The 16,183-nt window shown below is 57.7% G+C and carries 11 protein-coding genes; 2 read left to right on the forward strand and 9 right to left on the reverse strand.

Features of this window, described 5'->3' with window-relative positions; genetic code table 11:
* Positions 1–102: 102 nt before the first annotated feature.
* Positions 103–738 (reverse strand): IS4 family transposase, encoded by a 636-nt coding sequence (locus tag ABEA08_RS11980; RefSeq protein WP_345335552.1) that lies wholly within the window; start codon positions 736–738, stop codon positions 103–105.
* A 747-nt stretch (positions 739–1,485) separates the two neighbouring features.
* On the opposite strand from ABEA08_RS11980, the gene ABEA08_RS11985 reads away from it, so the two are divergent.
* Positions 1,486–2,343, forward strand: a complete 858-nt coding sequence (locus ABEA08_RS11985) for a type 1 glutamine amidotransferase domain-containing protein (RefSeq protein WP_345335553.1) — start codon at positions 1,486–1,488, stop codon at positions 2,341–2,343.
* 605 nt (positions 2,344–2,948) lie between these two features.
* Here the strand turns inward: ABEA08_RS11985 and ABEA08_RS11990 are convergent.
* The 5 genes from ABEA08_RS11990 to ABEA08_RS12010 form a co-directional block, all read right to left on the reverse strand.
* The gene (locus ABEA08_RS11990) at positions 2,949–3,320 is read right to left on the reverse strand and encodes a hypothetical protein (protein WP_345335554.1); all 372 of its coding nucleotides are present in this window, start codon (positions 3,318–3,320) and stop codon (positions 2,949–2,951) included.
* Between the two features lie 90 nt (positions 3,321–3,410).
* Positions 3,411–3,809 carry a hypothetical protein gene (locus tag ABEA08_RS11995; protein ID WP_345335555.1) on the reverse strand — a complete coding sequence of 133 codons (399 nt, stop codon included), beginning with the start codon at positions 3,807–3,809 and terminating at the stop codon, positions 3,411–3,413.
* A gap of 124 nt (positions 3,810–3,933) precedes the next feature.
* Positions 3,934–4,422 carry a hypothetical protein gene (locus tag ABEA08_RS12000; protein WP_345335556.1) on the reverse strand — a complete coding sequence of 163 codons (489 nt, stop codon included), beginning with the start codon at positions 4,420–4,422 and terminating at the stop codon, positions 3,934–3,936.
* 640 nt (positions 4,423–5,062) lie between these two features.
* Complete coding sequence (locus ABEA08_RS12005; protein WP_345335557.1) at positions 5,063–7,441, reverse strand: zinc-dependent metalloprotease; 2,379 nt, start codon at positions 7,439–7,441, stop codon at positions 5,063–5,065.
* Positions 7,442–7,524: 83 nt separating this feature from the next.
* A complete protein-coding gene (locus tag ABEA08_RS12010) occupies positions 7,525–7,971 on the reverse strand; it encodes a YbaN family protein (protein ID WP_345335558.1) in 447 nt (148 codons plus the stop codon).
* 85 nt (positions 7,972–8,056) lie between these two features.
* On the opposite strand from ABEA08_RS12010, the gene hutW reads away from it, so the two are divergent.
* Positions 8,057–10,174 carry a heme anaerobic degradation radical SAM methyltransferase ChuW/HutW gene (gene hutW / locus ABEA08_RS12015; RefSeq protein WP_345335559.1) on the forward strand — a complete coding sequence of 706 codons (2,118 nt, stop codon included), beginning with the start codon at positions 8,057–8,059 and terminating at the stop codon, positions 10,172–10,174.
* Positions 10,175–10,286: 112 nt separating this feature from the next.
* Here hutW and ABEA08_RS12020 read toward each other — a convergent pair whose 3' ends face one another.
* From ABEA08_RS12020 to ABEA08_RS12030, 3 genes are all read right to left on the reverse strand, one after another.
* Entirely contained in the window at positions 10,287–10,739 is a 453-nt protein-coding gene (locus tag ABEA08_RS12020) for a YbaN family protein (protein WP_345335560.1), read from the reverse strand.
* 32 nt (positions 10,740–10,771) lie between these two features.
* Complete coding sequence (locus ABEA08_RS12025) at positions 10,772–14,443, reverse strand: response regulator (protein WP_345335561.1); 3,672 nt, start codon at positions 14,441–14,443, stop codon at positions 10,772–10,774.
* 240 nt (positions 14,444–14,683) lie between these two features.
* Entirely contained in the window at positions 14,684–16,075 is a 1,392-nt protein-coding gene (locus tag ABEA08_RS12030; RefSeq protein WP_345335562.1) for a PhoH family protein, read from the reverse strand.
* Positions 16,076–16,183: the final 108 nt, after the last annotated feature.

The raw sequence follows: 16,183 nt of genomic DNA on the forward strand, positions 1-16,183 counted from the left end.
AGCATCATGGGGCTCGGCTTCCTTGTCGAACTTTTCTTTTTGGCGATTGATCAGATCGCACAATGGAAGCCGAGTTCCCTCCAAATCTGAGAACTCAGTGATCTACATTTCGGAACAGTTATTTAGGGGGGCTAACTTCTTCCAATGGAACCAGTTTTCACCGTCTTCAGACAAGGTACTTTGACCGCGAACGCGGCCAACATAGTGCCACTTCAGCGCGGAGACCTGCTTGAACCAAGATCCCCGAAATCCAGCATCGCTGACGATAATGGGTTTGCAATCCGGAGGTAATAGATCGGCTAACTGGTTGAGGAATGCCGCGTGAGTAACTGGACGCTCTCGGGTTTCTTTACCGTGCACCTCCTCGTAAAGCGTGATGGCCCGTCCATCGAAAGACAGCGCAGCCTTGAGCAAGAACAAGTGCTTGTTGCCATCCAGGTCGGACCAATCCACTTGGATCACTGGGCGGCTTTTTGGGGTCACAAACAGACTGACAATACGACAATAAATCGCAATGCGCTCAGCTTGAAGATTTGCATTGGAGCAAAGCCGGTCAGCACGTTTGATGCTGTGCTTTTCCAACGCATTACTGCTCAACCCTCGTCCCATGGAGGTGACGGTCAAGCTGGCACCATCGGCGAGACTGCTTACGCAGGCATTTAACGCACGCTGACGTGTGCGGTGCATATCGACGGTGACGCTGGATACGAATCGAGATAGGATCTGTCGGACATTCATGGCTTTCAGTGTTTGGTTTTGTTTGGCGACTGATCAGATCGCGAAACGCCATGAATGTTCCCTCCTTTTTCTTACTATCTATCTGTTTTGTTACATAACTTTGTGGGGATACCTCAGTCTCTGACCCTTTAAATTCGCCATTTTCCCACAGCGAAAACCGCCAGCCGCTTTCGAAAATCACTCCGCCAAGCTCCCGGTCGGCTCTCCCCCAACGACACTCAGCGCCGGTCTTAGCGGCAATCATCGAGCAGAACGGCATTTCAATGTCTCTGACCCTTTAAACTCGCCATTTTCCCACAGCGAAAACCGCCAGCCGCTTTCGAAAGTCACTCCGCCAAGCTCCCGGTCGTCCCTCCCCCAACGACACTCAGCGCTGGACTTGGTGGGAGTCATCAGACAGGACATATTTCAACTTTTCTGACCGTTTAAATTAGCCACTTTCCCAGAGCAAAAGCGGTCAGCCGCTTTCGAAAATAGCTCAGCCAAGCTCCCGGTCGGCTCTCCCCCAACGACACTCAGCGCCGGTCTTAGGGGGGATCAGCGGGCAGAACCACATTTCTATTTATCTGACCCTTTAAATTCGCCATTTTCCCAGAGCGCATGCCGACAGCGCAGCCGTTGTCATACGTCGATTTGAAGAAACAATGACGTTCGTGATGACACGACGCACAGGCCAGTTGAACCACAGCCCTAAGCACCGCAAGCTGACAAAAAACGCCATACCGTTTGCAGAGGGAAGTTATGTCCGTGAAAAGGATCGCCATCGCCATACTCAGCCTCGGCACGATCGCCGCGTTGGCCGTCATGATGCTACCGCTGCTACTGCAGTCTCTCGGTTTGCATCCTAACTATCCGAGCAAATCATTTGATCTTACCGGCCAAACAGCCCTGATCATCACCACCAGTCACGGCGTGCTCAACCCACCGGGCGAAACCGACGGTGAGCCGACCGGCGTCTTTAGCTCCGAGATGACCATCCCCTATTACGAATTTATCGACGCAGGCATGACCGTCGACATTGCCAGTATCCAGGGTGGCCCGGTTCCGATCGATCCCAGCTCGTTTCGGCCGGCCATCAAGACTCCATCAGACAGCCGCTTCTTAGCCGATCCCGTATTTCAGGACAAAGTCGCTCAGTCGCTGCCGATCGAAGCGATCAACATCGCCGACTATGACCTTTTCTTCATCGCCGGAGGCTGGGGCGCAGCGTACGATCTGGGCGACTCGCCAGCGCTCGGGGAGCTGATAAGCCAAGCCTATCAGGCCGAGCACACCCCGTTATTTGGCGCGGTATGCCATGGCCCGCTCGGATTTATTCAAGCGCGCGCCGCAGACGGCAGCGCACTGCTCAAGGGACGGCGACTGACCGGGGTGACCAACAAGCAGGTCGAGGAGTTAGGCATCGTAATGACCCCGCGCCATCCAGAAACCGAGCTTAAGCGCGTCGGCGCCCGTTATGAGAGTCGCACCGCCTTTCGCGATATCTTCGCCAATCACGTAGTGATCGACGACGAGCAGCGCTTTGTCACCGGTCAGAATCAAAACGCCGGACATGAAACCGCGCAAAAGCTAATGGCGATCCTCGAAGCCCGAACGGGTGAATAAGACAACCGAGCTCACCAAGACATTTGTGGGGAGTGTGTAGGCACACGGCTTGGGTGGTGACAGTTACGCCTGCGGCGTGGGCCTTCGGTGATTAGTGTGTTGGCACACGGCTTGGGTGGTTACGCCTGCGGCGTGAGGCTTCGGTGGGTAGTGTGTTGGCACACGGCTTGGGTGGTAACGCCTTCGGCGTGCTGGCTTCGGTGGGGCACCATCCCCCTTTGCCGGGAGCGGCCCGGCGGCCGCCAAGGGCTTCGCCCTCTGGACTCCCTTTATCTCCCTTCGTCGCTGCGCTCCTCGAAGTCGACAAAGATCAAAAACAGCGTTGCTGGCAGGTTCCGTGTGCCTGCGCCCGGCTTCATCTTCGCTTACGTCGTGCTCGGGCCGACACGCTTGGAGTCGCCATTTTCCCAAAGCAAAAGCGGCCAGCCGCTTTCGAAAATGGCTCCGCCAAGCTCCCGGTCGTCCCTCACCCAACGACACTCAGAGCCGTTCTTGGGGGAATCATCGGGCAGAACCGCATTTCAATTTTTCTGCTCCTTTGAACTCAAGCTAGATTGTGCAAGCAACAGCCAATCAAACGATTGCGATCTGCCTGTAACGCCCTGTTAAGTCTCTTTACTATCTACCTGACACCAATCATACACACGGACTAGGACTGTAGCGGTTGCGAGTGCCCTCCCGAGCGTACCAAGTGTGAGAATAGCGAGTATGCACAGTGCAAAAGTCACAACTGAGACTCGTATCCCGCGGAAGGTTCTAAAACCAAGAAGGAACGCGGCATAGGAAATAATCATCTCTATCGAGAAGAAACCGAAGGTGGCGAGTATCCAAAACGGGTCGTCACCATCAGCAGCATTCTCCGTAAGTATCCCGTACAAATTCGGCAATCCAATGACTCCGATAACGAGACTGTACATCGCAGCAGCCATCAAAGCCGCGCCTAAAATCCTTTTTACAACAACCGGATTCATATTCATCTTGTAGACTTACGCCCCCAACAAGGGACGAACGTAGCGAGTTCCCGCGCACGGAGTGCGCATTTCTGATTGGGCTTGTCAGTTGTTAATTTAGTGCACATCTGTATATCGAAAGGCCTTATAATCCAATGATGTCTTACCGTGTAAGTCTTTCCGCATAGCTAAGACAATATTGCCTATAGCTTTCCTTCCAGCCTCAGGTTCAGGCTCCTTACCATGGTTGTCGATAACTAAGCGCACCATATGATTCATGGCTTCAACAACTTCGTCAGAACAGTACAACCAACTTTTATACTGCTCTTCAAAGAACTCCCGTTTGGTCTTTGCATTTGCTGTGGCCCCTACAAACCCTTGAAGCTTAATCAGCAATTTTGCATATTGTTCTTCTTTATATTTATGCGCCGCTTCATTTTTCTTGGCACGAACACCGAAGTAATATGTCAGCATTGAACCAAGCAGCAAGGTCAGTACTGGTAAGAGATTGCTCATATCTATCCTTTGACAAGGGGAATCATATCAACGCCCCGCTCAGCGGAAGCAGTTTGGTTGACTAAAATCAGCGAGGCACGAGCAATAGCCAACCAAACGATCGCGATCCGCCTGCAGCGTCTTCTTAGAAATCGTACCCCTTGGACTCTATAATTTCTAGAACACCACCAACACCTTTCATAATGGTGTTGATTTTAATGGTGGCACCGCTTTGAAATTTTAACTTATAGTAACTTCCGGACGTATTGTACTCTGCCGATATTAAGTCGTTCCACTTTTCATGTCTTACACCGCCCCAGAGTGTTTTTAGATAAATACTTTCATCATCGCACTTCCCTTTAGTAAAGAAGTATTCAAGGAAGAACAATAATGCTCCGGCAGCAAAAGATACGATAAGGAAAAGCACCGCAACTATATCTATCAGGTCATCACTCTCAAAGAGCGCCGGACCGAAAAACTTAGAGATGAACACGGCAACTGCAGCTATTAGCACTCCGAACAACAACAAGGCAATCCCATAAAAAAGTTCTCCCTTAGTGTCATGCTTTCTCACTTTATACTCGTAAAGGAAAAACAAACCACCTAAGACCAGTGAAACTATAAAAGATGACATGATACCACTCACTCCTCCATGTCAGTATTTCTAACAGCGGTGTTATCACGCCTGCTGGCACCTTTCTGGTCGCATTAACACCGATGACGGTGAGGCCACGCTAGCAAGCGACCCCTATTCAATCAATCCCTTAAGGGTCAATTGAGACGGTTCTCTGAGTGAAACAGAGAATGCGTCTGATGAAAGTAAGCCTAAGCCAACGAACGGCCGGATCTGGTGCCCAAGTAACCCCTTTTCATCCAGCCTATCCTGTATGCCCAGCCCCGTGCTGAGTGCAGTGAGGTAGCGGCAGACCGGGAGCTTGGCGGAGTCATCGTGAAGACGACGGGTCGGCTTCGCTTTTGAACGATGACGATCTCCAAGCGTGTCGGCTGCGGACGAACGGTAACGAAGCTAAGGCACGCCAATATCCAGTGCCCCGCGGCTTTGCTCTGCCGACTTCGAGGAGCGCAGCGACGAAGGGAGGCAAACGGGGTTGTTAGGGGGCGAAGCCCCCTGGCCTGCCGTCGCCAGCGCGACAGGAGGACTGGAGATACACTCCGAAGCCAGCACGGCGCAGCCGACATCACCCAAACCACCCACAAACCACCCAAACAACCCAAAACCAAAAACCACCGTCTCAGCCCTGCGGCAGGCAGAGTTAAATCGGCGATCCTGGTGGCACCGGCAGCGGCTCGGCGATCATCCGTACTGACGGATCATCCAGCCCATCGCGGATCACCTGTGCCAGCATTTTGTAGTGGGCGCCGATCCGGGACTCGGCCCGGCGTGCACGCCGATCCAACTGCTCCGCATCGCTGCGCAGCTGAGCCAAGATCAGGCTGCGCACCTCCGGCGCCACACCGGCGTCGTGATACAGCGCCAATTGCGCATCGATCAACACCGAGCGCACCCGAGATTGGATCGCGCCATCGAGTCCGTCCTCGACCGAAGCCAGCAGCAATCGCTGTGACAACTCGGCCAACAACTCACTCGGGCCGGGCAGTTCCGGCTCCAGCCACTGCTGCTCCAGCATGCGATTGAGCCGCGCGCCATTGAGCAACGGCGTCAGCACCACCCGGCTGCCGATCTCCGCCAGCCCGAGCAGATCCGGCACCACGCCCTGGCGCCCCTGAAACTGCTCCCGCGTCGGCCGACTGCCATAACTTAATGGCACCCATTGCTGACGCACCCGCTCAGGCAGGGCCAGCGCTTCCGGCTCGAGCAATGTCAGCAGCGCACTCATTGCGGCCCGCTGCCACTCTGGTGCAAGCCAGCTGCGCCCCGTCCCGCTGTAGTCGTACTCCACCCCGCCGAGCAACTTACTGGTGGCTTCTGCCTGATAGCGATGCAGCAGGTAGACCGGCACCAAGAGCTCGGCAAAGGCGCTGTTGGCCTCGCCGGGCAACAACGCTTCGGTGGACAGCGTGGCCAAGGCGTGTCGGCGCAGCGCCATCAGGCTCTGCAGCTGGGCGACGGGATCGGTGCCGTTATCCCACAGATGGGCGTCGGGGTGGGCACTGGCCACGCCGCGCGCGTCGGGATCGGAAATAAAGCTCAGCCCCTGCTGCTTGGCCTGTGCGATCAGCGCCTGCTGGCTGCTGGCCTCCGGCCCGGGGTAGTCGCCATAACCAAACGCCACGGCAAAGCGATCCCAGGGGCTCAATCCGGTCTGATAGGCCTGACGCAGATCCACCTGATCTTGAGTCAGGCGCAGATCCGGGTGGGGGTAATCCATCACCGACTTGTCACCGCTGGCCGAGGCGGCAAAGTTGTGAGCCAAGCCTAGGGTGTGTCCCACCTCATGGGCCGACAGCTGGCGCAGACGCGCCAATGCCGCCTGCTCGGCTGCGGCCAGGGCGGCATCGCGATCCTGCCAGCCGGCGGTCAGCGCCCGGAAGATCTTATGATCCTGCCGCACCCGCAGCGATCCCAAGGTCACATGACCCTTTAAGATCTCACCACTGCGGGGATCGATCACCGAATCGCCATAAGACCAGCCGCGAGTGGCACGATGCACCCATTGGATCAGGTTGTAACGCATATCCTGTGGATCGGCATCCTCGGGCAACAGCTCCACCCGAAAGGCATCGATAAATCCGGCCGCCTCAAACGCCTCCGTCCACCAGCGAGCGCCGTCGAGCAGCGCACTGCGCACCGGCTCCGGCGTGCCGGGATCCAGGTAGTACACGATCGGCTCAACCACGGCAGAGCGGGCCGCGCCCGGCGTCACCTTCTCCAACCGATGGCGCGGCAGATACTGCACCTGCATGGGCTGGCTCAAAGGTTTCGAGTAGTCGACAAACTGATAGGGGAAAAAGCCGGATTGGGGATGGAAGCGCCGAGGTGCCATCGGCTGCTCAGGCAGTGCGATAAAGGAGTAACGTACCCGCACGCTGAGATTGTGGGGATCGGCCGCGACGCGGTGCAGCTGTGCGCCGGGCTCGGCGCCGACGAAGGTCAACTGCACATCGACATCGGCATTGTTGGGGAAGGCGCGGACCGCATCGGTCAACAGCAATGACTGCGGGCCGGACAGGGTATACGTCCCTTGCCCCCGTTGCTTCAATCTCGCCCCGATCCCGTGCCAATCGGCCAGAACCAGCGACGTCAGATCAACCCGCTCGTCTTGGATCGGGCCGATCCACAGCACCGACTGGGCAAAGGCCCGCGTCACCGCATCGACTTCCGCCGCATGATCGCTTTGGCCACGATACTGGGTATTGAGCTGACGCAGCAGCAGTTGCTCACCATGGCGCTCAAACTGCACCAGTCGGCGACTGCCCAGTTGGCCCCGATCCAGCCCGATCTCATTGGAGCCTACCCCATAGGGCAGGCTAGTCACCAACAGCATGGGCGACGCCAACGGCGGTATGGCCAACTGCAAGCGGCCATCACTCTGCTGTTGCCAATCGAACAAGGGAGGAGCTTCAGTTGCGGGTAACGTGTCCGAGTCCGTGGCGCTTAACGAGCCTGAGAGCAACAGTAAGCCCAAGCCGATCACGCTGAGCCAGTGCCGTCCACGTAGGTTCCAATCCATTGGAAAACCTTGGTTCTTGATGAGATTTCGTCCAGCTTACTGCGCCAGCCAGACGAGCTCAAGCGGCAGCCGCCAGACCGGCCTCAATCCGCCAGGCGTTTCAGCCGCAGCAGGTAAATGCTGACACTGGTGGCGATCAAAAACAGGCCCACCTTCACCGCCATGATCGGCGCCAGATAGATGGCCAGGCTGATCCCAGCCCATTTCCCCAATAGGCAGCGGTGCAACTGGGTGCGGGTCAGCCCTTTGCGCTGCAGAAAATTGCACAGGTAGGGCCCCAGCCGCGGATGTTCAAACAACCAGGCACGCAGCTTGGGGGAGGAGCGACTGAAGCTCCAGGCCGCCAACAGCAGAAACGGCACGGTCGGCAGCATAGGTATGAAGATCCCGATGCTGCCCAGCACGATAGAAACGCCCCCCAGTAGGATCAAAAGTGGCCGCAACGGGGCTGACACCAAGCCGGAACCTTGCTCCAACTTATCTGCAACATCAGGGCATTTACCCGCGCAATCATTGCAATTTGTACTCACTATCTCGATCTCCGTCACGGACATAGGGGGGATTAATTGAGAGTCTAATTAATATCCATTCTCACTACCATTGGTGTTACCAAAAATGCAGCCTGTATCACTGACCGAACAGATGACCGGTCGTCCATGCGCCAACCCACTGACCGGTGCCTTTGTCCGCAAAGAGACCGCCCACATCCAGGTGATGGGGGCGCCGGTGTTGGCCGACGATCAGGCTGCACTGTGGCAACAGCTGTGTCAGCAACCGGCTAAACCCGGCCCACGTCTGGCCTACATCCACATCCCGTTTTGCCGTACCCGCTGCAGCTACTGCGCGTTTTTCCAGAATCGCTCCAGCGACGACAAGATCGAGGGTTACCTCAACGCCCTGTTGACCGAACTGGAGATGGCCAAAGATCAGCCCGGCATTGTCGGCGCGCCATTTGATGGGATCTACCTGGGCGGCGGCACCCCGAGCGATCTAAGCCCCGCTCAGATCCTCAAGCTGGGCCGCGCCATTCAGGACGTACTGCCACTGAAAACCGATGCGGAGATCACCTTCGAAGCGCGCTTCCACGGCTTTGATGATGATCGCTTCAGCGCCTGTCTGGATGCCGGTTTTAACCGCTTCTCTCTGGGCCTGCAAAGCTTCCACACCGAACTGCGCCAACGCCTAGGCCGCATCGACGATGGCGCCACCGTGCGTCGCCGATTGGAGCATTTCACCAATCAAGATCGTGCGGTGATCGTCGCCGATCTGATCTACGGCCTGCCGGGCCAGACCGTCGAGCATTGGCAACAGGATCTGGATACCTTGGTGCAAACCGGCGTCGGCGGCGCCGATCTCTATCAATTGATCCTGCTGCCAGAGAGCAAGTTGGGTCGTGACGTCAATAAGGGCCTTGTGGCGCCACCACCCGGCGTCGAAGCCAAGACCGAGATGTTCCAGGCCGGGATCGACACCCTAACCCGTCACCACTTTAACCGTCTGTCTGTGAGCCATTGGGGCCGGGACCGACGCGAGCGCAACCGTTACAACCATCTGTCCAAGGCGGGCGCAGATCTGATCCCGTTCGGCTCCGGCGCCGGTGGCCGGATCGCCGGTCACGGCGTGATGACCGAGCGCAAGCTGTGCCACTATCTGGACAAGATCAAGGCCGGCGAAAAGCCTTTGGTAATGATGACTCAGCCCCACGCCGAGCATACCCAACGCTTTGCGCTGGGCGGCGGGTTTGATCTGGGCTATCTGGATCTGGAGCGGCTGGATCGCCTCAGCCCGGAGCCATTGAGCGAGCGCGCCGCACCGCTGTTTCAAGCCTGGCAAGACAACGGCCTCGCCCAGCGCGATGGTCGTTACCTTAACCTGACCGACGCCGGTCAGTTCTGGAACATCAATCTGCAGCAGGCGATCACCGCCTACCTTGACCAACAACTCGAAACCTCTGAGAGCGAGCAAGCCAAAGCCATGAACGATCTGTTTGAGCAAATCAACGTCCTGTCCAAGAAGCAGCCCCTGTCCTCGCTGGCCCAAGTCGGCCGCCAACTGGGCCTGTCCGAGCTGGCCACCGTCCAATCCCTGCCCGTGGCGGAAGCGCGCGTCGTGGATGGTCGTCACTTTGATCGCCTGATGGCCGCGCTCACAGACTTCGGCCCCACCACGACGGTCATCGAAGTGGCCGGTCAGATCCTGGAATACAAGGGCGGCTTCCCGGAAGGCAGCTATGGCCACGGCTTCTACAACCTCAAAGGGGAGCATCTGCGCGGCCACCTCAACCCGAAGGCAGTGGCGAAGATCGCCTTCTGCCAGCGCCCGTTTATGCGCATGGAAACCCGCTCCATCTGGCTGTTCGACGACAAGGGCCAGTGCAGCTTTAAGATCTACCTGGGCCGCGATGAGGATCGCAAACTGCTGGTGGATCAAGTGAACCAGTTCCACGCGCTGGAGGCGGAGTTTTTAACCGCCGATCAAGCCGATGCCATCGACAACAAAGCCTTGCTGCCCGGCGATTCCAGTACCGCATTTGCGCCAAAGCAAACCGCCGACACCCAATGCCCGGACGAGGTCGTTGTTGCCGCTGAGCAGGCCGAGCAAGACGTACCTAAGGTATGTCCGATCAGCGGGTTTAAAGCCGAGGTTCTGGGTCAAGATAGCGCCGCCAATGATGGAGGCCGAGTTCGCCGTTGCCCGATGAAGAGCCTGCTGCGCCTAGGTAGCGGTAAGTAGATCGGGCAAGCCCCCTCTAAATAAACAACGGGCGTGCCAGTGGCACGCCCGTTTTCTTTCCGATTCGCGGAGGTATGCCGCTCTGGCCAACCCCGTCGATCGCGATCCAAGGTTACTGCAGGCCCTCATCGATCCGTTTCATCCTGAGTAGATGTACGGTGACGCAGGCGCAGATCACCCCTAGGCCGATCTTGATCGCCAGCACCGGTGCCAGATAGATGGCCAGGGCGATCCCCGCCCACATGCTCAGTAGCGAAGTCAGCAGCTGTCGTCGGGTCAGGCCCTTGCGCTGCAGGTAGTTGCGCAGATAGGGCCCCAGCAGACGGTTGTTAAATAGCCAGATCTGCATCCGGGCCGACGAGCGGCTGAAACAGAAGGTGGCCAACAACAAAAACGGCACGGTTGGGATCAGCGGCAGAAACACGCCGATGGTACCCGCCACGACCGCCAAGCTGCCCACAGCGATCAACAGATAACGCAGCGGGCCGCGGACGATGCCACGGGCGGCCATCTTCGGCGGCTCAATGTCAGGTGTTGCCAATCTCTTCTCTTCCTCGTCGCTCATACCGTTCAGTGCCAACCGGCCAGTTGCAGCCTTTAGGATGCCCTATCTTGACCCGCCGCCAGCCAACTCTTCACCGTAGCAAACAGCTGGGGCAACACGATAGGCTTGGTGATGTGATCATTCATGCCCGCCGCCAGGCTCTTCTCCCGATCCCCCGTCATGGCGTGCGCGGTCATCGCCACGATCGGCAGGGTATGTCCGGCGGCGCGCAGCGCCTGAGTCGCCTGCAAACCGTCCATCACCGGCATCTGAATGTCCATCAACACCAGATCAAACGACTCGGCATTGACCCGATCAACCGCCTGCTGGCCGTCGCCCACCACGGTAACCTGATAACCCGCACTTTTGAGCAGCTCGGTCGCCACCTGTTGGTTAATGAGGTTGTCCTCCACCAGCAGGATCTTCGCCCCCACCACGGGCTCTTCAGGGGCCACCGGCAGCGCCTCGACCGGACTCTGGCTCTCACTGGCAAAAGCATTCACCACCAAGTCAAACAGCGCAGAAGCCTGGAACGGCTTTTGTAACAAACCGCTGGCCTTGCCTTGTTGCACCTTCTCTTGTATTGGCTGGCCGGAGTAGGCAGTCATCATAATGATCTGCGGCCGACGTGCCAGCGCCCCCTGCGCCACCAGTTCATCGATGGCCGACAGCACATCAATGCCATCCATCCCCGGCATCATCCAATCCAGCAACACCAGATCCGGCTGCAGTTTCTTCAACGCGGTCAACGCCGCTTTGCCACTGTCGGCGGTCTCCACCTGGAAGCGGAAATCCCGTAGGTAGGTGGCGTAGATCTGCAGCGCGCTGTGGTTGTCGTCCACCACCAACGCACTCAAACCATTGAGGGAGGAGGGCAGTACCCGGAGCGCGCTTTCCGGTACCGCCACCTTCTTCGCGGTAATGGTAAAGCTGAAGGTGGTGCCTTTGCCCGGCGTACTCTCCACCTCAATATTGCCCCCCATCATCGCCACCAGATGCTTGGAGATCGACAGCCCCAGCCCGGTGCCACCAAATTGGCGGGTGGTCGAACCGTCCGCCTGGCTGAAGGCGTCAAACAGACGCTTCTGCTGCGCCGGTGAGATCCCGATCCCGGTATCTCGCACCCAGAACTTCAGCGTGGTCCGATCCACTTCGTCGCGCAGATCCTCACAGCCCAGCTCAACCTCGCCCTGCTCGGTAAACTTCACCGCGTTGGACAGCAGGTTAACCAACACCTGCCCCAGCCGCAGCGGATCGCCGCTCAGATGCAGACCGGCACTGACCGGCGCATACAGCAGCAGCTCGATGTCCTTCTCCTGCGCCTTGATGCTGTTGATCGACAACGCATGCTCCAGCACCTTATCCAGGGCAAACTCGGTCTGCTCCAACTCCAGCTTACCCGCTTCGATCTTGGAGAAATCGAGGATATCATTGATGATCCGCAGCAGCGACTCCGCGCTGTAGCGGGCCTTATCGAGGTAATCGGTCTGGCGGTTATCCAACGAGGTGCGCAGGGTCAGCTGCAGCATGCCCAGCACCGCATTCATCGGCGTGCGGATCTCATGGCTCATGTTGGCCAGGAATTCACTCTTGGTGCGGTTGGCCAGCTCGGCGTCCTGCTTGGCCTCAAGCAGTGCCACCTCGTTCTCTTTCTGCTGGGTGATGTCTTTATGGGTGCCCAGCAGACGCAGCGGCTCACCCAGATCATCAAACTCCACCGCGCGGCCGCGCGACAGGATCCAGTGATACTCCCCCCCTTTGCCGCGCAATCGAAACTCGATGCTAAAGGCTTGATCCGGGTGGTCCAGATAGTTATCGATGTAGCTCTCCACCCGCAGGCGGTCATCCGGGTGCATCAGCTCATAATAGGTTTCGATCAGCAGGGGAAACTCATCCGCGACATAACCCAGCATGGTGTAATACGCCGGGTTACAGATCAGCTGATTGGAATCCAGATACCAATCCCACAGACCGTCTTCCACCGCATCCATCGCCAAGTGGTAACGCTGCTCGGAGCGCTTGATCTGCTCCTGCTGCTCCGACTCGCGGGTGATATCGCGCCAGACCGAGATCAAGCCCAGCAGCTCACCGCGGCGGTTGTAAAACGGCAGCCGCAAGGAGTCGAGCAACAGCAACTTGCCGTCGATCTCAACCCGCTCCTGATAGCGCTCAGGCGTGCGGTCCTCCAACAACTGCGCGTCCTCGGCCGCGATCCGCACCGCCCGGGGCGAGGGATCCAGCTCGGTACTCGAGCAGCCAATGATCTCCGATTCGCTGTGGCCCAACATCCGCTCCGCCGCCTTGTTACACCCCAGATAGCGACCGGAGGTGTCCTTGAAGACGATCGCCTCCGGGATGGCATCGATCAAGGAGCGCATCAAGGAGAAATCGCGCTCGCGTCGCTCGTTGGCCAGACGCAATCGTTTGGTGCGCTTGGCCACCAGCTTATCCAAACGGCGGTTCTGCTCGGCCAGATGGCGAGTGTACTGCTGGTTTTCCTCAAAAATACGCGAGATCAGCTCAAACCAGGGCTCCCACCCCGGCTGCAGCCCCTTGGGCGGTGACTGAGGGTGTTGGGCGCTCATCTCCAGATGGTGCAGTAGACGCGCCGCTGGGCTAACAAAGGCACGGCGGGTCAGGTAGTGCACCACAGTGACCAGCACCGACAGTGCCAGGATCACCATCAGGAAGGTGATCTCCAGCTTATCCCAAGCGTCATTAACCAACTCAGATTCTGGCTGCAGGAACAGCACGCGCCAAGGCGCGTTCTCCAGCACCACAGAGCGAACATAATATTCGTTGATCAGGTGGCCGTCGGTGGTCGCCATCAGTGTCTCCAGCGGCACGTTATGCAGTGCCGCGGGGATCTTCTGGCTCAGCTGATAGGTACGAGGCAGGGCCTCCAGATGCATGTCTGGATAGGTCAGGATGTTGTTGTTGTCGTCGAGCAACAACACCGTTCCCTTCACATCGAAGTAGCGCTCGATCTCCTGCGACAACATCGCCAGCTCCAGATCGAGGAACACCGAAGCGATAAACTCATCATTGAGGTAGACCGGGAGCCCCAAGGTGGTGATCAGCTCGCCTTGGGCGTTGCGCCGCACCTCGGTCCAGAACAGCGCCCGCTCCGGGTTACTTTCCGGCTGAGCGTGCTTAAACAGCGGTGAATTGAGGATCCGACGGTTGAAGTTATCGTCGGTTTCGGGCCAGGGAAACACCGACATCATCCGTCGTTTGGAGATGTAGTAGATCTGCGACGCTTTCGGTGCCATCCGCTTGGCCACCGGAAACGACATCGACATCTGGTACAGCATGTCCAGCTCACGATAAAACAGGTCCGAGCGCCCCTCGAGCCGCCCGTAACCGCTGATCCGCCCGATCCCTTCGAAGCTAAGCCCGGTGTCTTTATAGGTGGGCTCCAGCGCGAAATAGTTGCCGGTGCCGTCGAACTGACTGATATCCGGGAAGCGTTCAACGTGGGACATCTCGCCCATGGTCATATGGGTACTGGCAAAATCCCGCAGCGATTCCAATGCATGAATGCTCACATTCAACAGCATTTCGATCTGCTGACTGTGACGGGTAATGTCTTCCCGTTTCTCGACGATCAGCTTCTGCTTCTGGCCGTCGTACACCACCCAGGCCACCACCAGAGACAGGAACACCACCCCCAGATAGGTATAGAACACCGCTTTGTTGTATCGACGCAGAATAGGTAGCTTCACGGAACCGGATAACCTTTGAAAACTTCGCAGGTTCGCAGTGTATCAGAAGGGCCCGGCCCGGACGAAAAGTCCGCTATCAATACGAGAGACAAAGCGCATAGAGGCAGAGGCGAACAGGCACAACACCGAAAGCAAGCGCCTCGGCTCGGGCCATTTAGCCAGCCCTCGCGTTGGCTCCCTCGGTGTTGAGCACAGCATCGTGCTTTCACAGCCCGGCTTGGCACGAGGCTGCACGCTGGCCTACAGATTCTCCTCGGCAAACGACGCCAGCTTGGAGCGCACCACGCCATTGAGATACACATTGGCACTGCCATCGAACATCTTGAAGCGCTCGACCAGATAGGTCAGGCCCGACGTCACCGCCGTCAAGTAATTCGAGTCGATCTGCGCCAGGTTGCCGGAGCACACCAGCTTGGTGCCCTCCCCCATGCGCGTGATGATGGTTTTGACCTGACTCGGGGTCAGATTCTGACACTCATCGAGCAGCACAAAGCTGTTCTGAATGGAGCGGCCGCGCATAAAGTTGACCGACTTAAACTGGATGTTGGCCTTGTCCATGATGTACTGCAGGCTGGAGCTGGGACTCTCATCATGCTTATGCAGCACCTCTAGCGTATCCGTGATGGCCGCCAGCCAGGGCATCATCTTCTCCTCCTCCGTGCCGGGCAGGAAACCGATGGATTCGGCGATCTCCGGGGTATTGCGAGTGACGATAACCCGCTCATAGCGGCGCTGCTCCACCACCTGCTCCAACGCTGCGGCCAGTGCCAGCAAGGTCTTACCCGAGCCCGCTGGACCGGTGAGGATCACCAGATCGATGGTGGGATCCAGCAACGCCTGCATCGCCATGCCCTGATAGATGTTCTTCGGTGAAATGCCCCAGGCGTGATAGCCCATCAAGCGGTCGCGGCCCAGATCGCGCAGGGTCACCTTGTCCGGCGTTAACGCCTTCACCTGACCGCAGAAGTCCTTGCCCTGATCGATCAGGTATTGATTGAGGTAGAGCTGCTCTTCGTCGATCTGATCCCGCGCGATGGTGTGCTCGGTAAACCGGCCGCGCTGCTGACTGTCGACCTCCCCGACCCGCAGCCACAACTCCCCCTCAAGCTCGGCAAAGCCTTTCGCCAGATAGCGGATATCATCCACCAGCTGATCGCTGCGATAATCTTCAACATGGCGCAAACCGGCCCCTTTGGCCTTGATCCGCATGTTGATGTCTTTGGTGACCAGCACCACCGCCTTGTCACGATGGATCTGCTGCAGGTAGAGCGCGGAATTGATGATGGCGTTGTCGTTGTTGTTGCCGGGCAAGGCCACCTGATCTTCAAACTCAACTTGGTGATCAGGGAAGATGGCCAAGGTACCGGCCAGAGAGTTGGGCTCGACGCCGGTCAAGGGAACCCCTTGCACCAGCGCTTCGGGTGACGCACCGCTGACGCAATCTTCCAACGCGCGAATGGCAACTCGGGCGTCGCGAGACACATCCTTTTTGCGGTCTTTGATCTGATCCAACTCCTCCAGCACCGTCATGGGAACCACAACATCGTGTTCATCGAACGAGTAGATCGCGAGGGGTTCGTGCAATAACACATTGGTATCGAGCACAAACAATTTTTTCTCCGCCTGGACCATGGCACCTCCGCTATGCTTTGACCGTTATGTCACATCGGGCGGGGGCGTCTATGTCGCCATCGGATAGGGCGACATTCCGCCCCTCACGAACTTAAACATGACAGATTG

Source organism: Ferrimonas pelagia (assembly GCF_039543565.1).
Taxonomy (GTDB): Bacteria; Pseudomonadota; Gammaproteobacteria; order Enterobacterales; family Shewanellaceae; genus Ferrimonas; species Ferrimonas pelagia.